Origin of the sequence: Corynebacterium jeikeium (assembly GCF_000738175.1) — a bacterium.
Taxonomy (GTDB): Bacteria; Actinomycetota; Actinomycetes; order Mycobacteriales; family Mycobacteriaceae; genus Corynebacterium; species Corynebacterium jeikeium_C.
In genome coordinates, this window is record NZ_JFCH01000034.1 from 28,115 (window position 1) to 53,783 (window position 25,669).

29 protein-coding genes and 1 tRNA gene are annotated in these 25,669 nt (G+C 60.1%); 17 read left to right on the forward strand and 13 right to left on the reverse strand.

Annotated elements, in window-relative coordinates; translation table 11 throughout:
* Nucleotides 1–97: 97 nt before the first annotated feature.
* Nucleotides 98–403 (forward strand): hypothetical protein, encoded by a 306-nt coding sequence (locus JQ46_RS05680; RefSeq protein ID WP_034986267.1) that lies wholly within the window; start codon nt 98–100, stop codon nt 401–403.
* A gap of 43 nt (nt 404–446) precedes the next feature.
* Here the strand turns inward: JQ46_RS05680 and JQ46_RS05685 are convergent, their stop codons facing one another.
* Nucleotides 447–764, reverse strand: coding sequence for a GlsB/YeaQ/YmgE family stress response membrane protein (locus JQ46_RS05685; protein WP_080719507.1), 318 nt, complete (start codon nt 762–764; stop codon nt 447–449).
* Nucleotides 765–949: 185 nt separating this feature from the next.
* On the opposite strand from JQ46_RS05685, the gene JQ46_RS05690 reads away from it, so the two are divergent.
* Nucleotides 950–1,948 carry an alpha/beta hydrolase family esterase gene (locus JQ46_RS05690; RefSeq protein WP_080719505.1) on the forward strand — a complete coding sequence of 333 codons (999 nt, stop codon included), beginning with the start codon at nt 950–952 and terminating at the stop codon, nt 1,946–1,948.
* A 25-nt stretch (nt 1,949–1,973) separates the two neighbouring features.
* Here JQ46_RS05690 and JQ46_RS05695 read toward each other — a convergent pair whose 3' ends face one another.
* Together JQ46_RS05695 and JQ46_RS05700 are read right to left on the reverse strand one after the other, a co-directional pair.
* Nucleotides 1,974–2,357 (reverse strand): DUF488 domain-containing protein, encoded by a 384-nt coding sequence (locus tag JQ46_RS05695; protein ID WP_034986269.1) that lies wholly within the window; start codon nt 2,355–2,357, stop codon nt 1,974–1,976.
* A gap of 12 nt (nt 2,358–2,369) precedes the next feature.
* Nucleotides 2,370–3,341 carry an NAD(P)H-dependent flavin oxidoreductase gene (locus JQ46_RS05700; RefSeq protein ID WP_034986270.1) on the reverse strand — a complete coding sequence of 324 codons (972 nt, stop codon included), beginning with the start codon at nt 3,339–3,341 and terminating at the stop codon, nt 2,370–2,372.
* Nucleotides 3,342–3,461: 120 nt separating this feature from the next.
* Here JQ46_RS05700 and JQ46_RS05705 point away from each other — a divergent pair, with 120 nt between their 5' ends.
* Nucleotides 3,462–3,815, forward strand: coding sequence for a hypothetical protein (locus tag JQ46_RS05705; RefSeq protein ID WP_034986312.1), 354 nt, complete (start codon nt 3,462–3,464; stop codon nt 3,813–3,815).
* Between the two features lie 22 nt (nt 3,816–3,837).
* On the opposite strand, the gene JQ46_RS05710 is transcribed toward JQ46_RS05705, so the two are convergent.
* The gene (locus JQ46_RS05710; RefSeq protein ID WP_034986271.1) at nt 3,838–4,371 is read right to left on the reverse strand and encodes an NAD(P)H-dependent oxidoreductase; all 534 of its coding nucleotides are present in this window, start codon (nt 4,369–4,371) and stop codon (nt 3,838–3,840) included.
* Nucleotides 4,372–4,460: 89 nt separating this feature from the next.
* On the opposite strand from JQ46_RS05710, the gene JQ46_RS05715 reads away from it, so the two are divergent.
* Nucleotides 4,461–5,018: a gamma carbonic anhydrase family protein gene (locus tag JQ46_RS05715; protein WP_034986272.1), complete on the forward strand. Its 558-nt coding sequence runs from the start codon at nt 4,461–4,463 to the stop codon at nt 5,016–5,018.
* A gap of 98 nt (nt 5,019–5,116) precedes the next feature.
* Nucleotides 5,117–7,480, forward strand: coding sequence for an acyltransferase family protein (locus JQ46_RS05720; RefSeq protein WP_237744738.1), 2,364 nt, complete (start codon nt 5,117–5,119; stop codon nt 7,478–7,480).
* Nucleotides 7,481–7,511: 31 nt separating this feature from the next.
* Here the strand turns inward: JQ46_RS05720 and JQ46_RS05725 are convergent, their stop codons facing one another.
* Complete coding sequence (locus JQ46_RS05725) at nt 7,512–8,330, reverse strand: NAD-dependent deacylase (RefSeq protein WP_034986273.1); 819 nt, start codon at nt 8,328–8,330, stop codon at nt 7,512–7,514.
* A 104-nt stretch (nt 8,331–8,434) separates the two neighbouring features.
* Between JQ46_RS05725 and JQ46_RS11025 the strand changes: the two genes are divergently transcribed.
* From JQ46_RS11025 to JQ46_RS05740, 3 genes are all read left to right on the forward strand, one after another.
* A complete protein-coding gene (locus JQ46_RS11025) occupies nt 8,435–8,827 on the forward strand; it encodes a (deoxy)nucleoside triphosphate pyrophosphohydrolase (RefSeq protein ID WP_034986274.1) in 393 nt (130 codons plus the stop codon).
* Nucleotides 8,828–8,852: 25 nt separating this feature from the next.
* Nucleotides 8,853–11,756 (forward strand): DUF3427 domain-containing protein, encoded by a 2,904-nt coding sequence (locus tag JQ46_RS05735; protein WP_034986275.1) that lies wholly within the window; start codon nt 8,853–8,855, stop codon nt 11,754–11,756.
* A gap of 111 nt (nt 11,757–11,867) precedes the next feature.
* The gene (locus JQ46_RS05740) at nt 11,868–12,185 is read left to right on the forward strand and encodes a YbjQ family protein (RefSeq protein ID WP_034986276.1); all 318 of its coding nucleotides are present in this window, start codon (nt 11,868–11,870) and stop codon (nt 12,183–12,185) included.
* Nucleotides 12,186–12,247: 62 nt separating this feature from the next.
* On the opposite strand, the gene JQ46_RS05745 is transcribed toward JQ46_RS05740, so the two are convergent.
* Nucleotides 12,248–13,039, reverse strand: coding sequence for an SDR family oxidoreductase (locus tag JQ46_RS05745; RefSeq protein ID WP_034986277.1), 792 nt, complete (start codon nt 13,037–13,039; stop codon nt 12,248–12,250).
* A gap of 145 nt (nt 13,040–13,184) precedes the next feature.
* Here JQ46_RS05745 and JQ46_RS05750 point away from each other — a divergent pair, with 145 nt between their 5' ends.
* Entirely contained in the window at nt 13,185–14,204 is a 1,020-nt protein-coding gene (locus JQ46_RS05750; protein ID WP_034986278.1) for a hypothetical protein, read from the forward strand.
* Nucleotides 14,205–14,412: 208 nt separating this feature from the next.
* Nucleotides 14,413–15,474 carry a hypothetical protein gene (locus JQ46_RS05755; protein ID WP_034986279.1) on the forward strand — a complete coding sequence of 354 codons (1,062 nt, stop codon included), beginning with the start codon at nt 14,413–14,415 and terminating at the stop codon, nt 15,472–15,474.
* A 28-nt stretch (nt 15,475–15,502) separates the two neighbouring features.
* Here the strand turns inward: JQ46_RS05755 and JQ46_RS05760 are convergent, their stop codons facing one another.
* Both JQ46_RS05760 and JQ46_RS05765 read right to left on the reverse strand, forming a co-directional pair.
* Complete coding sequence (locus JQ46_RS05760; protein ID WP_034986280.1) at nt 15,503–15,910, reverse strand: hypothetical protein; 408 nt, start codon at nt 15,908–15,910, stop codon at nt 15,503–15,505.
* 12 nt (nt 15,911–15,922) lie between these two features.
* Nucleotides 15,923–17,086 carry a cystathionine gamma-synthase gene (locus JQ46_RS05765; protein ID WP_034986281.1) on the reverse strand — a complete coding sequence of 388 codons (1,164 nt, stop codon included), beginning with the start codon at nt 17,084–17,086 and terminating at the stop codon, nt 15,923–15,925.
* Nucleotides 17,087–17,267: 181 nt separating this feature from the next.
* On the opposite strand from JQ46_RS05765, the gene JQ46_RS05770 reads away from it, so the two are divergent.
* Nucleotides 17,268–17,909 carry a DNA-3-methyladenine glycosylase gene (locus JQ46_RS05770; protein WP_034986282.1) on the forward strand — a complete coding sequence of 214 codons (642 nt, stop codon included), beginning with the start codon at nt 17,268–17,270 and terminating at the stop codon, nt 17,907–17,909.
* 7 nt (nt 17,910–17,916) lie between these two features.
* Here the strand turns inward: JQ46_RS05770 and JQ46_RS05775 are convergent, their stop codons facing one another.
* On the reverse strand, nt 17,917–18,714 hold the full coding sequence (locus JQ46_RS05775) for an HNH endonuclease family protein (RefSeq protein ID WP_034986283.1): 798 nt from the start codon (nt 18,712–18,714) through the stop codon (nt 17,917–17,919).
* A gap of 159 nt (nt 18,715–18,873) precedes the next feature.
* On the opposite strand from JQ46_RS05775, the gene JQ46_RS05780 reads away from it, so the two are divergent.
* Entirely contained in the window at nt 18,874–19,641 is a 768-nt protein-coding gene (locus JQ46_RS05780; RefSeq protein ID WP_034986284.1) for a PaaI family thioesterase, read from the forward strand.
* Between the two features lies 1 nt (nt 19,642).
* Here the strand turns inward: JQ46_RS05780 and JQ46_RS05785 are convergent, their stop codons facing one another.
* On the reverse strand, nt 19,643–19,993 hold the full coding sequence (locus JQ46_RS05785; protein ID WP_034986285.1) for a transglycosylase family protein: 351 nt from the start codon (nt 19,991–19,993) through the stop codon (nt 19,643–19,645).
* A 359-nt stretch (nt 19,994–20,352) separates the two neighbouring features.
* Here JQ46_RS05785 and JQ46_RS05790 point away from each other — a divergent pair, with 359 nt between their 5' ends.
* Together JQ46_RS05790 and JQ46_RS05795 are read left to right on the forward strand one after the other, a co-directional pair.
* Nucleotides 20,353–20,592, forward strand: a complete 240-nt coding sequence (locus tag JQ46_RS05790) for a hypothetical protein (RefSeq protein ID WP_034986314.1) — start codon at nt 20,353–20,355, stop codon at nt 20,590–20,592.
* The gene (locus JQ46_RS05795) at nt 20,579–21,013 is read left to right on the forward strand and encodes a TA system VapC family ribonuclease toxin (RefSeq protein ID WP_034986286.1); all 435 of its coding nucleotides are present in this window, start codon (nt 20,579–20,581) and stop codon (nt 21,011–21,013) included. Before JQ46_RS05790 ends, JQ46_RS05795 begins: the two co-directional genes overlap by 14 nt.
* Before the next feature lie 53 nt (nt 21,014–21,066).
* On the opposite strand, the gene JQ46_RS05800 is transcribed toward JQ46_RS05795, so the two are convergent.
* Together JQ46_RS05800 and JQ46_RS05805 are read right to left on the reverse strand one after the other, a co-directional pair.
* Complete coding sequence (locus JQ46_RS05800) at nt 21,067–21,648, reverse strand: hypothetical protein (RefSeq protein WP_034986287.1); 582 nt, start codon at nt 21,646–21,648, stop codon at nt 21,067–21,069.
* Nucleotides 21,649–21,751: 103 nt separating this feature from the next.
* Nucleotides 21,752–22,255, reverse strand: a complete 504-nt coding sequence (locus tag JQ46_RS05805) for an FBP domain-containing protein (RefSeq protein WP_034986288.1) — start codon at nt 22,253–22,255, stop codon at nt 21,752–21,754.
* An 84-nt stretch (nt 22,256–22,339) separates the two neighbouring features.
* Between JQ46_RS05805 and JQ46_RS05810 the strand changes: the two genes are divergently transcribed.
* Nucleotides 22,340–23,104 carry an NAD(P)/FAD-dependent oxidoreductase gene (locus tag JQ46_RS05810; protein ID WP_034986289.1) on the forward strand — a complete coding sequence of 255 codons (765 nt, stop codon included), beginning with the start codon at nt 22,340–22,342 and terminating at the stop codon, nt 23,102–23,104.
* A complete protein-coding gene (locus JQ46_RS05815; protein WP_034986290.1) occupies nt 23,097–23,699 on the forward strand; it encodes a DJ-1/PfpI family protein in 603 nt (200 codons plus the stop codon). Before JQ46_RS05810 ends, JQ46_RS05815 begins: the two co-directional genes overlap by 8 nt.
* Nucleotides 23,700–23,801: 102 nt before the next feature.
* Here the strand turns inward: JQ46_RS05815 and JQ46_RS05820 are convergent.
* A tRNA-Leu gene (locus tag JQ46_RS05820) sits at nt 23,802–23,884 on the reverse strand.
* A gap of 357 nt (nt 23,885–24,241) precedes the next feature.
* On the opposite strand from JQ46_RS05820, the gene JQ46_RS05825 reads away from it, so the two are divergent.
* Nucleotides 24,242–25,528 (forward strand): DUF3662 and FHA domain-containing protein, encoded by a 1,287-nt coding sequence (locus JQ46_RS05825; protein ID WP_034986291.1) that lies wholly within the window; start codon nt 24,242–24,244, stop codon nt 25,526–25,528.
* Nucleotides 25,529–25,669: the final 141 nt, after the last annotated feature.

Here is a 25,669-nt window from a genome sequence, read left to right on the forward strand (position 1 = left end):
ACACGCAGCCCTGCAGAAGCCATACAGAGTTTCGCCGCCCCTGCGCATGCAGCTGAAACAGAAAGCCCCACTAAGATCTACGAACCGGAGAAGACCGATGCAGAGCCAGCAACGCGATACGGGCACGTTCCGGGCGGTACCCGTCCAACGTGGCGGCTTCGTCGATGAGACGGGCACACCGGCCGTAGCCCCACAGAAAAAAGGCCCCCAACCGATTGTTGAGGCGCCTCTGCAGGAAGAGTCCAAGACTGGTCCCTTCCGGTCTTATTTCTTTATCGGCGCGCTGATTTTTATCATCTGCGCGCTGGTTATCCTGCTTCTCGTAATGTGGCTTGGCCTAGGCCTAGAAAACGAAAGCGCACGTTTGGGCGAAAGTGCGCTTGCTATGTTGCTGGTCGGCTAAACCCCAGCTCCAGCCTGTAGCGACAGTTGCCGATTACGGTTGCTTACTTCTTGCGCTTTCCGGTGACCAGACCGACGATGAAGATCAGGATGCAGGCGCCCAACAGGCAGGTCAGGAAGCTCCAGATCCAGCCGCCGCTGCCGATTCCCAGCAGGCCGAGGACCCAGCCGCCCAAGAAGCCGCCGATAATGCCGACGATGATGTTGAGGAAGAAGCCCATCTGCTCGTCGGTACCCATGATCTTGGAACCGATCCAACCAGCCAGGCCACCGATGACAACCCAGCCGATCATGCCCAATGGCGGAACTGCAGAGCCCTCAGCGAGTAGGAAAGTATTTGCCGCAAAAATTTCAGTAATCATGCTGCCCAGCATACCGACCATGATCAGGAACTTCTACAGCGCGAACTCTAACGCAAACTCCAGCCAGCCAGATTTCCCCAATCAAATTGGCAGAGTATTCACATATATGTATAGTCACATTCGTGAATCGATCTCTTAGTTCCTTCTTGTCTTCCTTTCAGCGTTGTGCAGTAGCTCTGTCGCTCGTGCTCGCCACTGCGTTCGGAACCGCAGGCGTGGCTGCGTATAGCGCCCCGGAGGCAAACGCTGCCCCGCAGGGTTCTCTCCCCCAGCTCCCTCCCATGCCGCAGCTGCCCCCGATGCCAGAGCTACCGCCGCTGCCCGCTGGCTCCGCTGACCTGCAGCGCATGCTTCAGCCTCCGGCTCCGGGCAAGCCCGCTGGTCCGCAGCGCGTCAACACCGCCAAGCCGGCCCCGCGCATCGGCAACGGGCGCCAGGTCAGCGTGTACACCCGTTCCGCCGGCTACAACCGCCGCTACATCCTGGAGATGCCGACGCACTACAACCCGGCGCGCCCCGCTCCGGTGATCTTTGGCTTCGACGGCTGGCGCGATACGCCGGAGAACTTCCGCCGCTACTCCCGCCTGTACGAGACCGGTGCTCGCCAGCAGGCCATCAAGATCTTCCCGGAGTCCATCAAGCACGGCTGGGAGGGTGCCCCGTACGCAGTGGTGAAGGGCGGAACGGACCTGAAGTTCATTCTGCAGATCATCGATGAGATCGACCGCACCTACAACATCGACCGTGGCCGCATCTATGCCACCGGCCACTCCAATGGCGGCGGCATGACTGCCGTCGTGGCTTGCCACCTGCCGCATGTCTTCGCTGGTGCCGCTGCCGTCGGCGGCGCTTACTACGATCCGGTGAACATGGGCTGCAAGAACCGCGCAATCCCGTTCCTGATCATGCACGGTCGTGGCGACACGATGATGAAGATCAACGGTGGCTACCGCCACAACGGCGCCCACTACATGGCGGTTCGCGACCTGGTGGGCAGCTACGCGAAGCGTAACGGCTGTGGTTACCCGCCGCGCGTCACCCGCATCCGGGGCGGCGAGCGCCACGTGTACCCCTGCGCCCGCAAGGAGCTGCAGCTGATTCTGAACCCGCAGGACCACACCTGGAACCGCGTTCCGGATGCCTCCCAGGAGGTTTGGAACTTCCTGTCGCGCCAGCGCCTCTAGCGCGACCGGCTAGTTAGCCGGCGCCTTAGCCCTCCAGCTGGGGTGCTAGCCAATCTCGGAGCACAACCGCATGGTTGTGCTCTTTTTCTTTTGCGGCATACAGCAGCAGGAGCTCCGGAGCGTCTTCTTCGGTCGCCCGCTTCTGGTAGTCGCGCAATTCGGTCAGCGCCTCATCCAGTTCCCCTGCAGCTTTCCGTTCCTCCAGCTCCGCTACGTACTGCTCGCGGAATTCGGCAAAACTCAAGCCATTGTGGAATTCTCGGCGTAGGTCGTTGCTCGGCGTTAGTTCTTTCGGCCAGCCGCTCAAATCTAGGCTTTCTTTCTTGACGCCCCTAGGCCACAACCTGTCCACCAAATACAGACCTTGGCGCTGTCGGTCGCGCCAATTGTATACGCGATCGATGTCCATGCAGTTTCCTCCTTAGGCGAAACGCCCGAGGCAGTGCAGCGCTTCGTCGTACATACCCTGCACGACCTCACCGGCGGGCACCTCTGCCCGCAGCAGTTCCACACCCTGCCCCGCGTGCAGCTTCAACTCGCCTGCAAAGTCTCCGCCCTCGGCGCGGGCCGCGACCAGTTCCTCGTCGGTAACCTCCCCCGCTTCAGACAACGGGCCGTACACGTCTACGAATGCATTACGCACGGTGCGGGTGGGCCACTGTTCGGTATCCCACTTCTGCTTCTCCGCACGGTCATAAATATCGGTCAGCACGGTCCGGCTGGCCGTGGCCTTGATTGCGGCCTGTCGCAGCTCGGGTGCCCCGGAGGCTTCCGGGGAGGCCAGCAGTGCGGTGCCAACCCATGCTGCGTCGGCGCCTGCCACCAACACGGAGGCCACGCCCCTACCTGTGGCGATGCCACCTGCGGCAGCGATCGGCACGCCCGGCGCGTTGACCTGCATGTATTCCATCACGATCTGCAGCAGCGGCAGTGTGCCGATGCGCCCGGTGTGCCCGCCGGCGTCCGTTCCCTGTACACACACGGCGTCTACACCCGCGGCCAGTGCCTGACGCAACTGCGCCATGGTGTTGATGGGAGCCACGACGGAGATCCCCGCCTGGTGGGCGCGGTCCACGTAGGGCTTGGGGTCGCCGAAGCCCAGGCTTACCACCTTCGGCTTGGCTTCCAGCACTGCATCGAACTGAGCTGGGTTGTCCTCCAGCGCCCACACCATCAGGCCGATTCCGTAGGAGCCGGCCTCTGCGGCGATACGTGCGTTCTCCAGGATCCATTCGGGTTTGGTTCCCGCGCCTGCGCCGAACATCCCCAATCCGCCGGCACGGCTCACGGCGGCTGCCAGGTTGCCGTCGGAACGTCCCGCCATCGGAGCCCCAATGATGGGCTTATCGATTCCCCATAGTCTGGTTAACCGGGTATCGATGCATTCAACCATGGAACACATGCCTCCTCATGGTTTTGGATGGGCAAAGTAGTTGGGTCTAGTTGCCACCCTAGTCCTACTTCTGATTCATTTGCGAAACTGCTCCCCTTATACCCGCGTAGAGTTATGGGCATGTCGAAGAAGAATCAGCTCAACAAGCTCAAGCCCACTACCTCCCTGAAGCCCGCTAAGGAAGTCAACACCGCATCCGTCGTCATCGCTGGCCTGGTCGGTGGCTGGCTTACCGCCCGCGAGACCGGTATTCGCCCGCTCGGCGGCGTGATTCTGGCCGCCGCTGGTGGCTACGCTGCCCGTTCGTGGAACGCTAAGGCTGGCGCAGGTGTTGCCACGGGCCTGACCGCCGGATACCTTGCCGCGTTTGGCCTTTCCCACCCGCTGGCCAAGAAGATCGGCGCCTGGCCTGCTGTCCTGACTGTCACCACCGCCGCCGCAGGCGCTGCGTGTGTCCTGTCCGACCTGCGCTAACGAGCTCTATCCTTAGAGCCCTTTAGATTATTGACGCCACAGCCTGGCCCACCACAGCCTGAGCCATCGCCTCTAGCTCCGCCAGGCGGGGCTCAATTTCTCCCGTGAACTCGACGGGTTCGGCCACCGTCTCCCATTCCAGCCCCGTAAGGATGGAGCGCATGGCCTTTTCCGCACCTGTCGTATCGTAGCCACCCCGGATCCACCAGCTGGTCGGGGTGGCTTTCTTCTCTTCGAGGACGGGCACATAGACCGTGTCGAAATAGTGCTTCAGGGCTCCGGAGATGTAGCCGAAGTTGGCGGTGGTGCCCAGGATCACGGCGTCTGCCCCGCGGAGCTCCTCCACATCCGGCTCCAGGGCCTGGCGTTCCAGCACCTGCACGGCGGGCTGGCCTGACTCCCCGCCTGCGGCGGCGCCCAGCTCCACGTTCACTTCCTCTGCGGCGGCGTGTGCTGCCGCGAGTACCGTGTCGGCGAGTTTCTGCGCCTTCTCGGTCGGGCTGTGGTGAACGACGAGGATCGTTACTGGTTTTCGGCTGGTAGCGTTCTCGCTCATGGTTTCAACGCTACCGATCCTGCAGGGTTGGGTGGGGCATTCGAGGTAAAGCAAAGCGTGGGCGTCCAAAAATAGTTAGGGTAGGAAACATGAATGCAGCACCGATTATCCTTCCGTATCAGGGCAAGGCGCCCAGGATCCACCGCAGCGCAATGATCTCCCCGGGTGTGACGATCATTGGGGATGTGGAAATCGGGGCGGATTCCTCCGTGTTCTACGGGTGCGTGCTGCGTGGCGACGTGGGCGCGATCCGCATCGGTAAGCGGACGAACGTGCAAGACAACTCCGTGATGCACGTGGAGCGCGGCCAGGAATGTGTGTTGGAAGACGATGTGACGATCGGCCACCAGGCGCTGGTTCACTCCTCACATGTGGGGGCGGGGACACTGATTGGCATGCAATCGGCACTGCTATCGGGTTCCACTATTGGAGGTGGCAGCCTCGTCGCAGCGGGCGCGGTGGTGCTGGAAGGGCAGCAGATTCCGGCGGGATTCCTGGCCGCTGGCCTTCCCGCGAAAGTGCGCCGCGAGCTGACGGAGGAAGAGCGTCAGGGCTTCATCGCCCACGCGGCGCGTTATGTAGAAACCGCCCGCAACCAGGCAAGCGCTGCAGAAGCGCTGTCTTTGGAGGACGTGTACTTCGAGTAGCCCTCTGCGCCGCCAAGTGTGATCGCCACTTCGCTTTGCACTTTCCCGGGTGAGTCGTTTCGATATTTTTACCGCTGGTCAATAGACTTATCCGAGTTATGGCACAGGGAAATTCTTCGGCGGACGATAGCGCAGCCAAAAAGGCAGAGCAGTCGAACGCCACAAAGGTAAAACAACCGGCGAAGTCGGGCGAACGTTCCAGCACGATGCGCTATGACATCGAGGGTCTGCGCGGCCTAGCCATCGGCCTGGTCGTTATCTTCCACGTCTTCGTCGGCAAAGTCAGCTCCGGCGTGGACGTGTTCTTGCTGCTCGGCGGCATCTTCTTCTTCGGCAGCCAGCTGCGCAACGCGCAGAACCCGAAGGGGCTTACCTTCATTCAGTCGCTGATCCGCATCATCCGGCGACTATTCCCGCTGCTGGCAGTGGTGGTCGCCAGCGTATTGGCGGCTTCGATACTTCTAATGAATCGCCTGGTGCACGTGCAGATGGCAAAGGATGCGGTGGCCTCCCTGGGCTACTACATCAACTGGCAGCTGGCGTATTCCGGCCGCGAATACACCTCTGTGCGCACCACCGTGAGCCCCTTCCAGCACCTGTGGTCCATGTCTGCGCAGCTGCAGATCTACGTTGCATCTCTGGTGGTCGTTACCCTGCTGGCCCTCATCTTCCGGAAGTACGCACGCCAGGCCCTGCTGGTTGTGCTGACCGCCGCGACGGTACTTTCCTTCGCCTACGCCACGTACTTCCACTTTGAAGACCAGACCATCAACTACTACTCCACGCTGAGCCGCTTCTGGGAGATCGGCCTGGGTGGCCTGCTGGGCATGCTGTTGCTGCGCCGCGACGCAAACGGCAACCCGGTGCTGCGCCCGCTGGGTCGGTGGACCCGCACCGTGATGGGCATTGTCGGCCTGGGCATGATCATCAGCACCGGCCTCTTCCTGGACGGTGCGGACCAGTTCCCCGGCCCATGGACGCTAATCCCGCTGGTAGGCGCCCTGCTGGTGGTTCTTTCCGGTCACTCCGGCGAGCCCGTCGGCGTGACCCGCTTGCTGTTGACGCGCCCTTTCCAGTTCCTGGGCCGCATCAGCTATGCACTGTACGTATGGCACTGGCCGATTCTGGTGCTGTGCGTCTACTACTTCAACGTTCCGAAGGTCAGCCCCGCCCTCGGCGCAGCTGTGATCGCGGCCAGCGTGGTACTGGCCTGGCTCTCCAACAAGCTGATTGAACGCCCCCTGCGCCAGGGCAAGAAGCCCGAGCGTAACTGGGTGCTGCTCAGCCCGAAGTACTGGGCAAAGTCCCTGTCCGCCTGGCCGAAGGCCGTCTATGCCGTGCTGATTCTGGTGCTCGCTGGGTCTGTGGTGGCGTCACCAAAGTACCTACAGCACCGCGAGGACGTGAACAGCGAACAGCTGTGGGACCTGGCCGCAGATAGGTCGATCTACCCCGGCGCGGCAAGCTTCCTGGTGAACGCCCCCGTGCCGGAGAACATGCCGATCGTGCCGCCGCTGGAGGACTTCCACGCGCTGCTGCCGCAGACGCAGCCGGATGGTTGCCAGATCGGCTTCGATAGCGATGCTTTGATCCTGACGAAGAACTTCAACCGTTCCGACGAGGAATGCGCGTACGGCGACGTCAACTCTGACAAGACCATCTATGTGATTGGCGGCTCGCACTCCGAGCACTACATTCCGGCGCTGGACATCGTGGGCCGCAACCGGCACGTGAAGATGATCCCGCTGCTGAAGATGGGCTGCCCGGTAAACGCCAAGATCACGCGCGTCAATGGCGAAGAGTACCCCTCCTGCTTCAGTTGGTCGGAGAAGGTCGTGGACTACATCAAGGAGAATCCGCCGACAGAGGGCATCTTCATGACCGGTACGCGCCCAACTTCGATCGGCGGCGCTGGCCCGGAGCAGGTGCCACAGGAGTACAAAGACCTGGTGCAGAGCTTCACGGACCAGGGCATCCACAGCTGGCTGATGCGCGATAACCCGTGGCAGACCACTGACAAGGGTGCACCCCGCGACATGCGCGCCTGCGTTGCCGAGATGATGGAAGGCAAGCAGGGCGAGGTTGCGGAGAATGAGGACTTCCCCGGCCTGGCTAACCCCGGCCGCCCGAACTTCGACGAGGTGCTGGCCATCAACGCCGAGTGCGGCCAGAGCGTCTGGGATTCCCTGCTGCCTGTGGATCCCTCCATCGAGGCGTACAAGGGTATGGACGTGACCCTCATGGATCTGACGGCCGCGATCTGCCGCGAGGATTGGTGCCCTTCCATCATCGGCAACATGGCGGTCTACCGCGATGCGCACCACTTCAACAACATCTTCGCGGAGACGCTGGCTCCGGAGATCGAGGCGCAGATGTTCGACCCGAACCACAAGATTCCACCGATGAACGCCGGCCTAATGCCGAAGAACAACCAGCAGGCTCCGCCGAATCCGCAGAACTAGCGGGCGCTAGTCGGGCTAAATCAACTCGGCGCTAGTCGGCGCCCTCCGCGGCCTCCACCAGCAGCGGCGCTCCGTTCGCCGCGGTGGTGCGCAGCGACCATGTGCACATATCCGTCAGATCAGTACGCGCGGGCGAGATCTCCACGATAGGCGTGCCGCGCTGGGCTGCGATCGCGGGTAGGCCTGCGGCGGGCCACACCACGCCCGACGTGCCAATGATCACCACCAGATCCGCCGCCCGCATTGCCTCCTCGGCGGCCTGCCACTCGCGGTGCGGCAGCGGCTCGCCGAACCACACCACGCCCGGTCGCACCGGGTTCCCACACAGCGAGCACGTCGGCGGCGTGGCTCGCTCCACCTGCTTCTCGGGCAGTTCGGGCATCCGCGCGGGTTTGCTGCATATGCTGCAGCGGTAGCTAAACAGGCTGCCGTGCAAGTGCGCCACGTTCTTACTGCCGCCACGCTCGTGCAGGTCGTCGATGTTCTGGGTTGTTACATGTACGGTGACGCCCTCTCGTTCCGCCCACTCACCTATCGCCCGGTGCCCCGCGTTTGCCTCTGCGCGGCGGCATAACACCGCCCGCCACAGGTACCAGGCAAGCATGGGCTCGGGATCCTTCGCCCAGGAATCCAAGGTGGCCATCGCCTGGGGATCAACATGCGACCAGATGCCGGTCTGCGCGTCGCGGAAGGTATCCAAACCGGAATCGGCGGACATGCCCGCCCCGGTGAACACTTCCACGTACTTGGCACCGCGCACTGCGGCGACGAGATCCTCCGGCAGGTCCTCCAATCTCAGCGGCTGGAGAGCATCGGAGGTGGACTGGGGGCTGGCGATCACGGTGACCATGCCCCCACCCTAGCTGGAATAGTTAAGCTCAAAAGCCTAGCCGGCGTACAAGAAGATCGCCTGGTAGGCTACGAAAAAGTTTTGATGTCCTGGGAGGTAGATGGGTGAAAAGGATCAACGTAGTCGGTGCTGTTCTTGTCCGCGATGGCAAAGTTCTTGCAGCCCAGCGCAGCGAGTCTATGTCTCTTCCACTGATGTGGGAGTTTCCCGGTGGCAAGATTGAGCCGGGCGAAACCCCTGTCGAAGCGCTGCAACGCGAACTTAAAGAAGAGCTCCTGTGCGACGCGGTCGTAGGCGACCATGTCGAGACAACCGAGTACAACTACGACTTCGGCACAGTAATCCTCAGCACGTTTTTCTGCACCCTTAACGGCGAGGATCCCCAAATCACAGAACATGCGGAAATTCGATGGGTTAGCGTTAATGATCTCCTCGATCTCGAGTGGGCCCCGGCTGACATCCCAGCCGTGCAAAAGATCATTCAGAAGCTCAGCTAGATAACCGCAATTTAAGGGGACTAGCATGTCAGTATTCGATTCGAAGGTGGGCCTAGATACAGCCTTCGGCTATCTGGATCGGAAAATTCAATCCAATCAGGTTTTTAACCCAACGCTGATTGCAAATACCGAAAACAACGACATGCTCCGCGCAATCAAGCACGAGCTGAAGAGCGCGCGAAGTTTCGACTTATCAATCGCCTTCATCACCTCCTCTGCATTAGCCCTTCTGAAACAGGATCTACTCAATTTCGAGGGCCGAGGCCGAATCATCACCTCGACCTATCTGCAGTTCAATGAACCTGCTGTCTTCAAAGAGCTTCTTCAGCTGGGAAATGTGGAGGTCAGAGTCCTTAAGGATTCAGTCGATGCCTTCCACAGTAAAGGCTATGTTTTCGAGCATGCCGACGGCACAACAGCGATCATTGGTAGCTCGAATCTCACCCGGAATGCCCTGATCAGCAACACGGAATGGAACGTGCGCTTCTCGGCCATGCCGGATGGTGACATTGCCCTGCAGGTTCGTGACGCAGTCGCGCGACTAGAGGAACGTTCAGAACCACTGACTGCCGAGTGGATCGAAAGCTACGAGGAGTCATGGCAGCCGGTTTCCCAGCGCAACAAACTCTTGGGCGAGAATGACGAAGTTATTCCCGTCGGCCGTATTCGGCCTAACGCTATGCAGTCGGAAGCCCTCGAGAAGATTAAGCAGATCCGCGAATCGAATGCCCGACGCGCTGTAGTGATCTCTGCGACCGGTACGGGAAAGACGATTCTCGCCGCATTGAGCGTCCGCGAGGCGAAGCCCGAACGAATGCTGTTTATCGTTCACCGTGAACAGATTCTCGACAAAGCAATCTTGGAGTTCCAGAAAGTGTTGGAAGCTCCCGCGGAAGACTTCGGAAAATTCGTCGGTTCAACACGCCAGCAAGACCGCAGGTACGTTTTCGCCAGCATCCAATCTTTGTCACGCGAGGAAAACCTGCAAGATTTCGATCCTGCTGCGTTTGACTTCATCATCGTCGACGAAGTCCACCGTGCCGGCGCCGAAACTTACTTGCGTACTTTGGAACACTTCCAACCTGCATTTCTCTTGGGCCTTACGGCGACGCCGGAACGTACCGACGGCTTTAACGTCTTTGAACTCTTTGACTACAACGTCGCCTACGAGATCCGTCTTCAGAAAGCCCTGGAATCAAAGATGCTCGCACCGTTCAGCTACTACGGTGTAACGGATTACATCGATGACCAGGGAAAAACTATTGAAGAAACGAGCTCGCTGTCGAAACTGCTTTCCACCGAGCGAGTCAAGCATCTACGTGAAATGCTCACCATCTACGGCCGAGCGGATAAGGTCACGGGCCTCATGTTTTGCTCGTCGCGAAAGGAAGCGACGGAGCTTTCCACCTTGCTCAATGAAGAATCAGTTTTCGGCCATCGTCTTCGCACCAAGGCACTAACCGGCAAAGATTCCCCACAGACCCGCAACGCCGTAATCAAGGAACTCGAGGATGGCGAGTTGGACTATGTGCTGACCGTCGACATTTTCAACGAGGGCATTGACATTCCAGCTGTAAACCAAGTGGTAATGCTGAGGAACACCGAGTCTTCCATTATTTTTACGCAGCAACTTGGTCGCGGACTGCGCAAAGCGGACGGCAAGGATCACCTCCGAGTAATCGATTTCATCGGCAATTACAAGAATAATTTCCTAGTTCCGATCGCCCTATTTGGAGATAGCTCCTTGAATAAGGACGTTATCCGCAAGCGCTTGCGCGATGCCGACGAATCAGGCTCTATCGCCGGAATCAGCAGCATTAGTTTCGACAAGATTTCCGAACAACGGGTTCTCGAAAGCCTGGCCCAGACCAGCCTGGATACTCTCCACCAGCTGAAGCAGTCATTCTCCGACTTGGAGTTTCGGCTGGGGCGCCAGCCCTGGCGTATAGACTTTGCCATCCAGGACACCGTTCAACCCACGATCATCGCTACGGCGAAATCTGCCAACTACTGGGACTTCCTAATCCGCGCAAAGAAGGAAACCCAAGCCCCGTCCACGGAGCAAAGCGCTTTCCTTACATTTCTCGACAATGAACTGCTCAATGGCCTAAGGCCGCACGAACTCCTACTCCTAAGACAGCTGCTTGAACAGGATCGAGTTTCCGTGGAGGACTTCCGCGCGCTATTGAAGCGTTATAGTCCGCGACAAGCGGAACAGGGTTTGGACACTCTTACGTTGAATTCTGTCTCCAGGATTCTGGACTTGAGCTTCTTCACGCAGAATGAGAAAGCCAAGTATGGCAACCTCCCTCTCGCTTCCTTTGAGAACGACATCTTCACAATCAGCAAGAAACTGCGGCGTAACTACGACTCTTCTCCTCTATTCGCCCATCACGTGAACGATTCCATCGAGACAGGACTGCACATCAATCGGGAGTTCTATGCATCTCAGGGACGAATGCTCCCCGGTAAGCAGTATTCACGAAAAGATGTGTGCCGCATGCTGAACTGGGAAAACAACCAGTATTCCACCATGTACGGATACGCCGCTAACGAAGATACGAAGACGTGTCCGATCTTCATCACCTATCACAAGGCAGACGATATTTCGGATTCCACTAAGTACGAGGATAAGTTCGACAGCCCATCGGTAATCAGCTGGTTCTCAAAGTCCAACCGACGCCTAAACAGCAAAATTGAGCAACGTATCGTCTCCGGTGAATATGCTCTAGAGGTCTTCGTGAAAAAGGACGATGCCGAAGGAAATGACTTCCACTATCTGGGCCAGGCCCATTCCCGTGATGCGGTAGAAACCACTATTCCAACAGCAAAGAAGCTGATGCCGATCGTGAACATGCGCCTAGACCTGATGCATCCCGTTTCCCCAGGGCTTTACGAATACTTCACTCGCCACCCCTCCACCAACTGAGGTTTTCACGCGCGCGCAGCCCACGCAGTCCTCTATAGTCAGTTGCATAAGCACGGCCACGGCAGACGTGGGCGTCATTAAGAAAAAACTCGCAGAAAGGCCAACAACGCCATGATCGTCACTACCACCAACAACGTCGAGGGCCACACCATTGCGCAGTACCTGCGCATCGTCTCGGGCGAGACGGTTGCCGGTATCAACATGTTCAAGGACATCGGCGCGGGCTTCCGCAACATCACCGGTGGCCGCTCCTCCGCATACGAGGGCGAGATCCTGCAGGCTCGCGAGACCGCCCTGAAGGAGATGGTGGATCGCGCGCTGGAGATGGGCGCACACGGCATCGTCGGCGTGGACGTAGACTACGAGTCCCTGGGCCAGGGCGGCATGGTGATGGTCAGCGCGACCGGCACCGCCGTCACCTTCCAGTAGGCGCTGGTTGCCGGGCTTAGCCCGGCGCGACAGACCCGCCGAGCCAGCCCGAGCGCCAAACTTTAGACCTGGTCGAGCGGGCGGATCATGATGGACTCCACGTCCATATGGCGGGGGCGATCCGCGATCCAGCGGATAGCCTCGCCGATGTCCTCTGCCTGCAGGTTTAGCTTGTCCGCGTAAACCTCCTCGGCGCGCTCGACATCGCCCTTGAAGCGGTTCAGGCTGAAGTCAGTGGCCACCCGACCCGGGTCGACCTGGCATACGCGCACGCCTGCCTCGGCGAACTCCATGCGCATCACGTCGGTCAGCGCGGTCTGCCCGAACTTCGCCGCGTTGTAACCCGCACCCCCGCGGTAGGCGCCGCGACCGGCGACGGAAACCACGTTAATAACCTGCGGTGCGTCCGCTACCTGCAGCTGATCGAACAGCGCGCGCGTGACCTCCAGGGTGCCCATCACGTTCGCCTCGAACATCCAGCGCCAATCCTCCGGATCGGCTTCCAGTACAGGGTCGAGCCCCCGCGCGCCACCTGCGTTGTTGACCAGCAGGTCTAGCTTGGAGCCCGTCAGCTCGGCGAGCGCTGCGGTGAAGTTATCTATTGACGCCCTATCCGTCACATCCAGCACAAGGGGCGTAGCCTTGCCGCCCTCCTGGGCGATCGTTTGCGCTACCTGCTCTAGCTTTTCTGCACGGCGCGCGGCCAGAACCACATACCAGCCATCCGCGGCCAGCAGCTTAGCGGTGGCTTCGCCGATGCCCGCACTCGCGCCGGTGACGACGGCGACGCGGGAGTTGGTTGGTGAGTTGGACGTGGCCTGTGCATTCGTGAACTCTGCATTCGTGGAACTCATGGATTCCAATGTAGCGACCAAGCGCAGGCAGCGGGGGCTATTTAATTCTGGTTTGAAGCAATCCCTGCAGAACACTGCAATGGAGAAAGCTATGCATTAACCTTTTCCTTTAGCAAAGGTTATGGCGTTACCTTAAGGAATTCTTATGACTAATAATTACGGAGGCGGTTACCCCGGATCCGGAGACGGTTCCCAGAACAACTCGGGGCAGAATCCGAATCAGCCTCAGAATCCCTTTGGCCAGCAGGGTTACGGCAATCAGCAGTTCCCGGGCGGCCAGAACCACGGCCAGCCGGGCTACGGTCAGCAGGGTCAGTCTGGTTACGGTCAGCAGAACCAGCCAGGCTTTGGCCAACAGGGCCAGCAGGGTTATGGCCAGCAAGGTTTCGGTCAGCAGGGTTATGGCCAGCAGAGCCAGCCGGGCCAGCCGGGGCAAAATCCGTTTAATGCACAGCCCTATGGCGCGTACGGCCAGCCAGGTAACGCCGGAGGTAACGGTGGCGGCGGCAACGGTGGCAAGATCATCGGCATCATCGTCGCCGCAGTTGTCGTAATCGGCCTGATTGTTGGTGGCTACTTCCTCCTGGGTAAGGATGACGAAGAGAGCACGGATGCTTCCAGCTCCTCGTCGAGCTCCGAAGAGTCTGGCTCGTCGGATGAGTCCAGCGAGAGCTCCTCCGAATCCAGCTCGGAATCCTCCACCTCGGAGACTTCATCCTCCTCCAAGGAGCCCGCTAAGGCCGGCGACGTCGGCGGCCCGGATCATTCGATGGACAAGACCTACGCCGACGCGATGCCCAAGAAGATCCAGGACTTGGTGTACGACTGCAGCAACGGCAGCTACGAGCTGGCCCGCGATAACAACCGCAGGGTTAAAGGGATGCAATGTACCGGCGTGTGGGACTCCGCCTGGGAGTTCAAGAAGGTCGACTTCGTTAGTGATGCGGCGTTCGTGCCCGAAGAGATCGACTACGTGAAGGAACAGGGCGCTGAGATTTGGTCCGATGACCCGAACAACTTCGCGGGCTACCTCATGGACGACTCCAAGCCGTTCGTATTCGTCATGAACAAGTCGAAGGGCATCGCCATGGAAACCAAGATGTACTTCGAAGACGAGTCCACCCTGCAAGAGGTCCTCACCCAGCTGGGCTACGAGAAGCCGTAGAACCTCTTCGTAAGGAAATTCGTCCCCCCGCTATTCACCCCTATTTCAGTAGAAGAATAACGATTCGGAACATCCCGCGGGAGTCGGATCATTCGACCTACCGAGCGCCGCGGGAAGGCGCCCTTCACACGGAGAGGGCGCCATTGGTTTCCCAGGCCCCGAAAACCCAGAAAATGACGTTTCCAGAGATTTAAGGACCTGTCCCCTCATGACGAACAACAATCCCTTCGATAACCAGCCCAACCAGGGCAGCAACAACGGGGAGAACAACCCCTTCAACAATGGCTCCAACCCAGGTGACGAGACCACCCAGTGGGGCGCAAACCAGAACCAACCGCAGGGCGGCCAGCAATACGGCGCACAGCAGCCACAGGCCGGGGGCTATGGCCAGCCCGGCTCGCAAGGCGGCTACGGCCAGCCTGGGGCGAATGGTCAGCCCGGACAGAATCCTTTTAGCCAGGGCGGTTACGGCCAGCCCGGACAGCCGGGCCAACCGGGCCAGAACCCTTTCGCTGGCGGTGCTGCCAGCGCCTATGGTCAAGACCTCAACTCCGGCGGAGGTGGTGGGGGCACCGGCAAGGTTATCGGTATCATCATTGCCCTCGCTGTCGTTATTGCCCTGGCGGTAGGCGGCTACTTCCTGCTGGCCAAGGATGATGAAGGATCCGATTCCGACGAGGCCTCGACCTCCCAGACCGAAGGCGCCGAAGAAAACAGTGAGGACAACTCCGAAGAGAGCGCCGAGGAGACCAGTGAGGAAAGCTCCGAGGAGTCCACCTCCTCCGAAACATCGAGCGCGCCAACCTCCACCGCCGCGAAGAGGGGCGACGTCGGTGGGCCGGATGATTCCCTCCCCGCCACCTACAAGGATGCAATGCCGGAGAAGGTCAACGACCTGGTCAATAAGTGCAAGGACGGAACCTTCACCCTGCGGTACTACGACTCCTCCAAGGAGAAGCGCGACATGACCGGCGCGAACTGTAAGGGCGTGCGAGGCTCGGGCTGGGCCTACTGGGACGTGGACTTCATCAACGACAAGGAGTACATCGATCTCAAGGAGAAGGAATTCAAGGACGGTGGCGCGACGATCGTAAACGACAAGCCGAACGAATACGCCGGCTACGTTAAGGACCGGGGCAACACGATCGTGTTCATCTTCAACAAGGACAAGGACATCGTTCTAGAGTCCAAGCTCATCAACCCGAAGCGTGGCGAGGTCAAGCAGGTATTCGACGAGCTTGGTTACTCCGGTGTGAGCGAGGACGCCTAGCCCGCGCCAGGCTAGCGCCTAGCCTTTCCTACAGCGGCTTAATCCAGCCCTGCTGCACAGCGTGCTGGTAGCCACCAACCAACGCCGCGCCCAGGGCAACCGCACCTACGATACCGCCGACCCAGGCCAAGATGCCTGCGATCGGCGGTGCATCTTTACCTAGGGAACCTGCGGGGTCGGTGCTACCCAGAGGGAAGGTCTTCAGCAGCCATTCAGCTGCCGGATTCGCGGCTTCAATGCTGCCGGCCAGCGAGCCTTCGTTGTTAGCCTTCGGGTTGGAATCGGGGTCGGTGGGCTGGGTGATCGGGGCGGTGCTGGAGCCCTTGCCCTCGGACGGAGCGATGGCCTGCGCCGGTGCGGCTGCGACGGCGCTGATGGTCAGGGCGCTTGCGGTGGCCAGTGCGGTCAGGGACTTGGAAGAAGAAAAGGACTTCATAAGTCCAGTAGTTTAAAGCTGCTCCAGCGCCTGCGCGACATCTGCGAGCAGATCCTCCAGATCCTCAATGCCGATGGAGATGCGCACCAGGTCGCGAGGAACCTCCAGCTGGGAGCCCGCAACTGACTGGTGGGTCATCGTCGCCGGGTGCTCCAGCAGCGATTCCACGCCACCCAGAGACTCCGCCAGGCAAATCAGCTTGGTGGACTGGCAGAACTTCAGCGCCGCTTCCTCGGAGTGGAAGCGTACGGAGATCATGCCGCCGAACCCCTTGCCGGTGGACTGGCGCTTGGCTACCTCGTGACCTGGGTGCTGTGGCAGGCCGGGGTACAGGACGGTGGCGACTTCCTCCCGCTCGTCCAAGTATTCGGCGATGGCCTGCGCGTTCGAGCAGTGGCGATCCATCCGCACGCCCAGGGTCTTCAAGCCACGGGCATTCAAGTAGGCATCGAAAGGCGAGGCAATCGGGCCCGCACCGCCGAGCAGGAAGTCCAGATCTTCGTCCAGCTGCGCATCGTTGCTGACGATCGCGCCACCGACCACATCGGAGTGCCCGCCGATGTACTTCGTGGTGGAGTGCAACACCACGTCCGCGCCGTGATCCAGGGGACGCTGCAGGTAGGGGCTGCAGAAGGTGTTATCCACGATCAGCTTCGGGCGCGTGGGGGCGTCATTACCAAACTCATCCGCGAGCACCTTGGCGATGGCGGCGATATCGGTCACGGCGAGCAGCGGGTTGGTCGGGGTCTCCAGCCACACCAGCTTCGTCTTCGGGGTCAGCGCCGCACGGACGGCCTCGGGGTCAGTGGTGTCCACCACGGTGAAGTCCACGTTCCAGTCCTTGAAAACGGTGGCGATCAGGCGATATGTGCCGCCGTAAGCGTCGTGCCCCATGATCAGGTGGTCGCCGGGCCGCAGCAGCACACGCAGCAGGTGGTCGGTGGCGGCCATGCCGGAAGCGTAGACGCGGCCGTGCTCACCACCTTCGAGGGCAGCGATTGTGCGGGCCAGCGAGTCAACGGTGGGGTTCGCCACGCGACCGTACTCGTAGCCTCCGCGCAGATTGTTCGGCGCATTCTGGGCGAACGTGGTGGAGGCGTAGATCGGCACGTTGATGGAGCCCATGAACTCGTCCGGCTCGTAGCCTGCGTGGATGGCATCTGTGTTGTGTGCCATGGAAACTCCTCTTCGAACTAGTGCTTGGTAGCGTATTTTTGTGCTTTTCTGCGCCGGGAATTCACAGCCCGGCGCGCGTCGTTTCAACGATTATAGACCAAGCAGTCTAGTTTTCGGCAACAATAGGCCAACCTTGGAGGGTTCTTTGGCGCGTTTAGGGCAAGAGCACCACAATGGCCACATGGATCGAAGCGCACAGGGAATCGATTTCACCCAACCTGCCGACGTCGTCGCCCCTCTTCTGCTGGGAGCGGTCTTGCGCCACGGCGGAGTGGCTATCGAGTTGACCGAGGTCGAGGCCTATCTAGGAACTGCAGACGAAGCCTCTCATGCCTTCAAAGGCCCCACCCCTCGCTGCGAAGTTATGTTTGGCCCTCCCCAGCACCTCTACGTGTATGCCAGCTACGGCATCCACCGCGCCGGCAATCTGGTGTGCAGCCCCAATGGCGAGGCCGGAGGAGTACTGCTGCGCGCAGGGAAAGTAATCGAGGGGCTCGATATTGCCCGCGCCCGGCGCGGCCCAAAGCCCGCGGATGAAGCACTAGCGCGTGGCCCGGGAAATCTGGGCGCAGCACTCGGTTTGAACTTGGACCTTAATGGTTCGGCTGTTGATCAAGTGTTTTCTGGCGCAGGCGATACCTCGCCCACCGCTGCCCCGTTTACCCTGACCCCGCGCATGGCTATCCCAGAGATCACCCGTGGCAAGCGCATAGGGATCACAAAGAACGCGGATGCCTTGCTGCGCTTTTGGGCGCCGGGCGACCGCAGCGTTTCCAGCCCTCGCGGCCGGCAACTGGGAAGCCCACTGCGCCCATCCTCGTAGTAGGCTGCTAGCAGCGGCCGAGCTCGCGCTGGATCGCCTCCTTCTCCGCCTGCGTGACCCACAGCTGGTACTCCGCCTTCACACGCACCTGAATGGAGACATAGGTGCAGCGGAAACCCTTGTTCGCCGGCAGCCACGTCGCGGCATCACCCGCACCCTTCTGCATATTCGACGACCCGTCGACGGCCAACAGGTTCATCGGATCGTTGGCGAACTGCTCGCGCCGCTCCGGGGAAAGCTGCTGCGCGCCCTTCTGCCAAGCATCGGCCAAGGCCACCACGTGGTCGATCTGCACCGCCCGGCTGGTGTTCTGCCCGCGGACGAAGTGGATGTGCTGGCCGGTATAAGGATCCTGCAGGTCACCACTGAGCACCTTGCAGCCCTTCGGCGCCTCCACGTTAGTGAGGTCACGCGCGAGGATGTCGTTGCGCTGATCGCAACCGTTGCGGTCGATATCCTTCCACCGCTGGCCGAACTCATCGCGGTTATAGCCCGTCTTCGGCGCGCGCCCCTTGACCGCCAGCGTCTCCAGCAGGTCCAGCATGTTCTGCTGGTGCAGCGACTGCTCCGGCGCTGCGGGTTGCTCTGGTTGTTCCGGTTCTGGCTGCTCTGGGGGCTCGGATTGTTCTGGCTGCTCCGGAACCGTTTCTGTGGTCGGTTCTACCGGTGCTTCCGAGCTTTGTGACGCCGAACTTCCGCCCTCTAGGAACTCCGCACCCTCGGCGCACCCACCGAGCAGCAAACTCACGCCCACTAGCAGCGCCGCTGTACGGCCAGTTACACGGCCACTTACCCTCTTGCTCATAATCCAACACGCTAGCAATTGCCCCGGACAGCCCCGGCGAGCATCCGCCCTAAGTTTCGAACAAGCGTGCGGGGCGGCGCGGGCGTAGGGGCGTCAATAAAAAGAGAATACTTTTATACCTGCTTGCCGTTGGCGGTCTCGCGGTAGCATAAACGCATCATGAAACCTCTGAAGAAGATTTACCGCGCACAAATGAAGGCAGTACCGGCCTTCGCAGACAAGATGATCGAGAAGCCGAACCGCATGCGGCGCATGATGAACCTCTGGCCGCCGCTGCTGTGCTCCGGCATTAAGATGACCCGCGTTTCCGAAGACTGGGCACACGCGCGCATCGTGCTGAACCTGCGTTGGTGGAACGCCAACATGCACGGTGCCGCCTTCGGCGGAACGCTGTTTTCCATGACGGATGTGCTGTTCGGCACCCTGATCGCCCGCCGTCTTGGCACTGAATACGAAGCTTGGACCCGTACCGGCACCTTCCAATTCCTCAAGCCCGGTCGCAGTGGGGCATACATGGACGTGGATCTCACGCCCGAGCTGATCAATTGGATCACCGAAACCGTCGAAGAGGACGGCTACTGCAACGTGCCGTACACCTCCATCATTTACAACAAAGACGGCTCCATCGTGGGCATCGGCCAGCAGGATCTGCACGTCCGCCCGCGCGGTGGAGGCAAGCGCGCCGACCGGCCGAAGCAGGCCCTGCAGCCGCGCGGCCTAGTGCTGGAATCGCTGGCAAACGCCGTGGTCTGGCACTGCTTCAAGGATCAGCCGGAGATCCTGACCGTGCTCATGTCCGAACAGCGCCGCATCCCCGATCCCGAGGATCAGATGCGCCACGTGGTGAAGGTAGCGCTAGAAAAATCCACCAAGTCCCGGGAGGACCTGGTGGCTCTAGATATTCCGGAAAAGTACCTGGACGCTTAAGTTAGCCAAGCACCTTGCCGCAGTTCGGCCAAGCGCCTGCACCCTGCGTGGCCAGGACCTTCTCGGCAATCTCGATCTGCTGCGCCTTCGTGGCCTGGTTAGCGGTCGGGGCGTACTTCGTACCGCCGAAGCCAGACCAGGTCTGGGCGCTAAACTGCAGCCCGCCGTAGTAGCCGTTGCCCGTGTTGATGCTCCAGTTGCCACCGGACTCACACTGTGCAACCTGATCCCAGGCGCTTACCGGTGCGGCCTGTGCGGCCGGGGCTGCCACAGCTGCGGCGGCTGCCGGGGCAGCAACCAGGCCTGCGGCCATGCCGATGCGGGCGAAAGCGGTCTTTACGGACTTATTCATGTAGACGAAAACTCCTTCTGCGAAGCCGGCCGGGTGGCTGGCTTCATATCGATTGTTTGATGTCTACGCGGCCGCGCTTTGCGACTGCACGCTGGCAGTTACGCGAAGTATCGCGCCCCGGGTGCTTGCCGGGCAGCTGCCACTAAGCACGCAAACTTACGCACTCTCCCCCGGGGTGCGTCAACCGAAAAGGCGCCAGATCCCGAAAAAATCTCGGATTGATAACAGAATTTAAGGGGCTTCTTAGACCCCTTGCTGGCTGGATTCCACCACTTAGAACCTGAGAAAGCGCCTCTCACCAGGCGAATGCATCACTGCACCTCTTGATTGATGCTTTGATGCGGAATACTATTGTGTACATGCGCACCACAATTAATCTTCCTTCGAAAGTCCTAGAGGCGGCTAAACAGCAAGCGAAGCTCAACGACCTCACCTTGAGTTCTTACGTAGAAGAGGTAATTCGAACGGCTCTAAAGCAAGCTGAAAACTCTCCACAACAAACAGACAGCATTTTTCTCCCAGTGTTTGACTGCGGCCCCATGCTCGTAGACATCGACGATAAAGATGCACTCTGGGAGACGCTCGATGATCGTTCCTGATGTCAATGTTCTGATTAACGCATTCAGCTCCTCCGCACCCCGCCACAAGGAAGCTAAGGAATGGCTACAGAAGGCGCTTTCTCAGCGTGAATCGGTCGGAATTCTCGACGTGGTAGCGACCGGGTTTATCCGAATCATGACGAATCCTCGGATTTTTGCAGTGCCTCTCACCCCGGAGCAGGCTACAGGAGCCATCAACGCAGTCCTCGCTTCCCCCAACACAGTGCTTTTACACCCCGCAGGCGCTTCTTGGGACATCTTCGACGAGATGGTGCGACTGCATAAACTCTGCGGTAACGATATTCCCGACGCATGGATTGCCGCCGCGGTCATTGCAGACGAGGCAACCTTAATAAGCGATGATCAAGGTTTCGCCCGCTTCTCCAACCTGCGGTGGAACAGCATTGGCGAAGGAAAGTAGCAACTCTCGATTCGGATTGCAGTCGACGAGGACAATCCACTGGAGCGAAGCATTTATCGGCGCGGGCCGTAGACCGCAGCCGATTCGATGCGGGTAGGCACCACGTACGCGATTGCGGCGGTGCAAACAATGCCCGTGAGCGTCACCAACGTCCCCCAGTCGCCACTTAGCAGTCCGCCCGCGAGCACCCATGCGATCGCGGCGACTGATGCCAGCGCGATCACGGCCATGCCAAAGAGGTGCTCGTTGCCCGTACCGGAAACCGGTATGTACAGGAGCCCGGCGAGTACGCCGATGACGCCCGCAATCACTCCAGTCAGTACAGCAGGCCCCACGCCTGCGGACGCTTCACCTGGAATGAAGCTCACCAGGAGGTCCACGATGAACACCGCAGCGAAAGTGACAGCTGCGGCTAGGACAGCGAGGACGATGAGGTTCATCGCGACCTTCTTGCCGTCGTAGCGGCCGGCCAGCAGGCCTTCGCGCGGATCTTGCGGGGGCTGGTTGTAGCCAGAGTTATACCCCTGCGGGTACTGCTGCTGGTTGTTGTAGCCAGAGTTGTAGCCGCCATAACCGCCATTGCCCTGCGTGTTGAACATGCGAGTCTGGTCGTCGTTTCCTTGCGGGTAAGTCACCCAACGCTCCTTTCACTGGCGTTTCAGGTGGCCTATGTTACCGGAGTGACTATTGAGTAGTCACCCCCTTAGCCTGCTTCGTCAGCCTGCTCCGCCGCAGCGTCTACTTCTTCAGCCGATTTTCCACACTGGTGATAAGGCTACGAACGTTGGTGAGTACGCGCTCTTCCTTTTCCTCGACCGTCAGCGTCTCCGTCATCTGCGTGGTTCCGTCCGGAGTTTTCGTTCCGCGCACATAATCCACACACGCCAGGTCACTGCACATGTACGTACCGATGCTGCCGTAGTTATCCTGCGCGGACTTCGTGGTGACGATCGACATCAGAGAGGCGCCACTCGAAGGGTGCAGCGTGCGGCAAATCTGGCACATGCGCGCCCCGCCGCCGGTCGGGGCCTTACGGATCTCCATAGTGAGACCCTGCAAACCCTGCGCGGTCTCCGCGACGAGGTATGCCCGCTGGGGCGCCTTGGGGTCCGCCCAGCTGACAAACACCTGGCTCCCCCAGTCGGCGCCCAGAACGTGTGCCGGAATGTGAATGCGCGCAGCGGCACCCTTAGAGCAGTTGATAAAGCTCTTCCGAATCGCCTTTTCAGAGTAGGCCTGCACGATACTCCACCTTTCCGTCGCGCGAACTGCACCAAACATGCAGGTACGGTGGCCAAGTGTAACAATCCTCGAAGGGAGCAGATCATGGCGCGCAATGCGACGGAACCACTCGACGTACTCATCATCGGCGGGGGATTTGCAGGCACTGCGGCGGGTGTTACCCTCGCCCGAGCTCAGCGGACCGTCCGAATCATCGACAACGGAAAACCGCGTAACCGCTTCAGCGCCCACTCTCACGGCATCATGGGGCGCGACGGAGCGAGCCCAATGGAGCTACTCGACCAAGGGCGCGACGAATTCATAGCTTTCGGCGGTGAAGTAACCCAAAATGAGGTCACCTCTCTCGAGCAAACAGGCAACGCATGGACGGCCACTACGGCCGACGGACAGCAGTTTCCGGCCCGACAGATACTCATGGCGACGGGCATCACCGACGAACTGCCAGACGTACCGGGCTTAGCCGAGCTTTGGGGATCGCGAGTTTTCCACTGCCCTTATTGCCACGGCTACGAGGTCCGGGGGCGCGACCTTGCTGTCATCGGCGGAAGGAATCCCAGGTTTACGACGCACATGGTGCACTTGATGCGGAAGTGGACCGATCGCGTCACGTTCTTCACCAATGGGCTCTCCCTTGACGAAGCCGACCGTGCACTGTTCGAAAAGCGCGGTGTTGTTCTTATGGACGCCCCCGTCTCCCGCGTGCAGCCCGACCCAGAATCGAAAACGGGAGTGCTAGTGAGCGCCACCGATCCCATCGAAGCTGGCGACTCCGCCTCCACCGCCATCGCGATCGATCAGGCCTTATTGGACGAAGAGCTACAGCAGATTCAAGGGCAGGCTCATGGATAACGAACAACCACAACAGGTAGCGTTTATTCTTTTCGATGGATTTGAGCTGCTGGATGTCTTTGGTCCTGCCGAGATTTTCTCCAAAGTTCCTGGCCTACAGGTGGAGTTCGCCTCCGTGGATGGGCAAGCCGTTGCCAGCTCCCAAGGTGTGAAAATTCTCCCCGACACAACCTTCGATTCCCTCGTGTGCGACACCTTTATCATCCCCGGCGGCCAGGGAACGCGAGCACTCGTCAAAGATGCGGATTTCCTGGCCCGCATCTACAAAATGGCGAGCTGCACCTCGCTTGTCTGTTCCATATGCACGGGTTCAGCGGTTTTGGCCGCAGCTGGTTTGCTGGAGGGATACGCCGCCACCAGCAATAAACTTGCGTTTGATTGGGCCAATTCTTTCGGCAAGGACATCGACTGGAAAGGCTCTGCCCGGTGGGTGCAGGACAGAGACCGTTGGACGTCTTCCGGTGTGGCAGCGGGTATAGATATGGCCGTCGCTTTCGTCACCCACTTCTTCGGCGCTCCACTTGCGGAGAAGATCGCCCATGACCTAGAGATTCAATTTAATAGCGACCCGGAGCACGACCCATTCGCGGTCTGAAATCTAGCACGCATTACTACTGCCTTGTAACCGCCCCCGGCAATGCAAAACACCCCGCACGGCCAGGATCCGAAGATCCAACCCTGCGGGGTGTTCGTTCTGTGGGCGAAGGGGGACTTGAACCCCCACGTCCCGAAGGACACTGGCACCTGAAGCCAGCGCGTCTGCCATTCCGCCACTCGCCCGAGTGACTATGTAGGACACATGGTATTCACCACAGTGTTTACACTGTCTTGCCTGCTGAAACCACACATTCCTAACTGGAATCTGTGCTCGCTGGCAACGAAATGAAACTCTAGCACGATGCACGCGCGCTTCCAAAAAACGCATCTGACCTGCGTGAAAATGCACGTTACCCGTTACTACCCCTATAATGGCCAACTACACACTCGCAGCATCGGGGTATGGCTGCACAGCACAACCTGCCACCCGGTGCCCGCGACTTTCGTCATACAGCGCCCCGCCAGGCACAACTAGCGCCAGGCACTTAAGGCATGCGACTGCAGTGGAAAACACAGGACGACACAGGAGGACTACGGACAATGAGTCTGTTTGGACGTTTCAAGAAGCTCGACAGCTCGCTTCAGCGCGGGCTGGATAACGGCTTCGCACGTGTCTTCGGCGGCGAGGTTGTTCCAACCGAGATCGACGAGGTTCTTAAGCAGTACGCCGAAGAGTCCGTCATGACGGATGCCCAGGGCCAGCGTTTGGCTCCCAGCTACTTCCAGGTACTCGTCAGCACCCGCGACTACGCAAGCCTCACCGAGTCCCGCCCGCGCCTGGCCGAGGAAATGGGCGATCGCCTGAGCCGCTTCATTCGTAACCAGGGCTGGCGCACAAACGAGCCGGTCAAGGTGAACCTTTCTGCCCACGACGGCTTGCACTCCGGGCAGATGCGTGCCGATGCGCGCTTCGACGTTCCCCGCACCGAGGATCGCTCCAGCGCAAACGTCGCCATCGGCGAGGATGCCCCGGCGCAAGCTAGTCGCCCGGAATGGCCTTCATCGCAGCCCGGCGAGCGTTCATTGGTCTCTCATGATTATGACGCCCCTAGCTCCAACGACGACCCGTCCAGCGATGCTCAACACCCCAACTCCGGGCGATCTCTAGGGGATCTGGTTTCGTCGGCAGATGCGCAGCATCACCACCACGGGTCGGCCGACTCTGCTGGTGCTGCCGCTGGCGCTGCAGGTGCGGCCGCTGCTGGCGCTGCAGGTGCCCGCGCAGCAGGTGTGCACCGCGCCTCCCCGGATTTCGCGCGCAACCAGTGGTCGGATCAGGCGGAGCAAGCGGAAGATACTGAGGCCCCAGAGTCCCCGGAGTCCCCGGTATCCCAGGAACCCCAGGAATCTTGGGAGCCCCGCGACCACCAATCCCAGGACGAAGAGAAGGAAAGCGCGGTGCACAACCAGCAGAACTGGCAGGGCCAGCAGGAAGGCAATGATTTCGAACGTCCGGTGAGCTACCCGGGCACCGAAGTCATTGTGCAGTCTACTCCCTCCCCCGTACGCGGAGGCGTGGGCGCGGACAGCAGCGAGAGCGAACTGCGGGTCACCCTCACGCTGCACGATGGCTCCGACCGCACCTACGAACTACGCAAGGGCAGCAACATCATCGGGCGCGGCAACGGAGTGGATCTGCGCATCCCCGATACCGGTGTTTCCCGCCAGCACGCAGACATCACCTGGGATGGCTACGATGCGGTGCTGACGGACCTGCAGTCCACCAACGGCACTTCCGTTAACGGCACCCCGATCGAAAACTGGCTGCTGGCCAGCGGCGACGTAATCTCTCTCGGCCACTCTGAGATCGGCGTGGAGTTCCACTAACCCTATTTTTCCCTTCCGCCCTACTCCTTCAGGGTCATCTAAACTAGGCTATTCACATACACATGTGCCCCGCGGGGCTATGTGCGCCTGTGTTTATTGAGTGGTTCATGGAGTACTCACCGAACCTTCCGACCTTATTGA

Bases quoted from the DNA above. Each gene is read 5' to 3' on its own strand.
- JQ46_RS05680 (WP_034986267.1), top strand. From the start codon at position 98: ATGCAGAGCCAGCAACGCGATACGGGCACGTTCCGGGCGGTACCCGTC.
- JQ46_RS05685 (WP_080719507.1), bottom strand. From the start codon at position 764: ATGATTACTGAAATTTTTGCGGCAAATACTTTCCTACTCGCTGAGGGC.
- JQ46_RS05695 (WP_034986269.1), bottom strand. From the start codon at position 2,357: ATGGACATCGATCGCGTATACAATTGGCGCGACCGACAGCGCCAAGGT.
- JQ46_RS05700 (WP_034986270.1), bottom strand. From the start codon at position 3,341: ATGGTTGAATGCATCGATACCCGGTTAACCAGACTATGGGGAATCGAT.
- JQ46_RS05705 (WP_034986312.1), top strand. From the start codon at position 3,462: ATGTCGAAGAAGAATCAGCTCAACAAGCTCAAGCCCACTACCTCCCTG.
- JQ46_RS05710 (WP_034986271.1), bottom strand. From the start codon at position 4,371: ATGAGCGAGAACGCTACCAGCCGAAAACCAGTAACGATCCTCGTCGTT.
- JQ46_RS05715 (WP_034986272.1), top strand. From the start codon at position 4,461: ATGAATGCAGCACCGATTATCCTTCCGTATCAGGGCAAGGCGCCCAGG.
- JQ46_RS05720 (WP_237744738.1), top strand. From the start codon at position 5,117: ATGGCACAGGGAAATTCTTCGGCGGACGATAGCGCAGCCAAAAAGGCA.
- JQ46_RS05725 (WP_034986273.1), bottom strand. From the start codon at position 8,330: ATGGTCACCGTGATCGCCAGCCCCCAGTCCACCTCCGATGCTCTCCAG.
- JQ46_RS05735 (WP_034986275.1), top strand. From the start codon at position 8,853: ATGTCAGTATTCGATTCGAAGGTGGGCCTAGATACAGCCTTCGGCTAT.
- JQ46_RS05740 (WP_034986276.1), top strand. From the start codon at position 11,868: ATGATCGTCACTACCACCAACAACGTCGAGGGCCACACCATTGCGCAG.
- JQ46_RS05745 (WP_034986277.1), bottom strand. From the start codon at position 13,039: ATGAGTTCCACGAATGCAGAGTTCACGAATGCACAGGCCACGTCCAAC.
- JQ46_RS05750 (WP_034986278.1), top strand. From the start codon at position 13,185: ATGACTAATAATTACGGAGGCGGTTACCCCGGATCCGGAGACGGTTCC.
- JQ46_RS05755 (WP_034986279.1), top strand. From the start codon at position 14,413: ATGACGAACAACAATCCCTTCGATAACCAGCCCAACCAGGGCAGCAAC.
- JQ46_RS05760 (WP_034986280.1), bottom strand. From the start codon at position 15,910: ATGAAGTCCTTTTCTTCTTCCAAGTCCCTGACCGCACTGGCCACCGCA.
- JQ46_RS05765 (WP_034986281.1), bottom strand. From the start codon at position 17,086: ATGGCACACAACACAGATGCCATCCACGCAGGCTACGAGCCGGACGAG.
- JQ46_RS05770 (WP_034986282.1), top strand. From the start codon at position 17,268: ATGGATCGAAGCGCACAGGGAATCGATTTCACCCAACCTGCCGACGTC.
- JQ46_RS05775 (WP_034986283.1), bottom strand. From the start codon at position 18,714: ATGAGCAAGAGGGTAAGTGGCCGTGTAACTGGCCGTACAGCGGCGCTG.
- JQ46_RS05780 (WP_034986284.1), top strand. From the start codon at position 18,874: ATGAAACCTCTGAAGAAGATTTACCGCGCACAAATGAAGGCAGTACCG.
- JQ46_RS05785 (WP_034986285.1), bottom strand. From the start codon at position 19,993: ATGAATAAGTCCGTAAAGACCGCTTTCGCCCGCATCGGCATGGCCGCA.
- JQ46_RS05790 (WP_034986314.1), top strand. From the start codon at position 20,353: ATGCGCACCACAATTAATCTTCCTTCGAAAGTCCTAGAGGCGGCTAAA.
- JQ46_RS05795 (WP_034986286.1), top strand. From the start codon at position 20,579: ATGATCGTTCCTGATGTCAATGTTCTGATTAACGCATTCAGCTCCTCC.
- JQ46_RS05810 (WP_034986289.1), top strand. From the start codon at position 22,340: ATGGCGCGCAATGCGACGGAACCACTCGACGTACTCATCATCGGCGGG.
- JQ46_RS05815 (WP_034986290.1), top strand. From the start codon at position 23,097: ATGGATAACGAACAACCACAACAGGTAGCGTTTATTCTTTTCGATGGA.
- JQ46_RS05825 (WP_034986291.1), top strand. From the start codon at position 24,242: ATGAGTCTGTTTGGACGTTTCAAGAAGCTCGACAGCTCGCTTCAGCGC.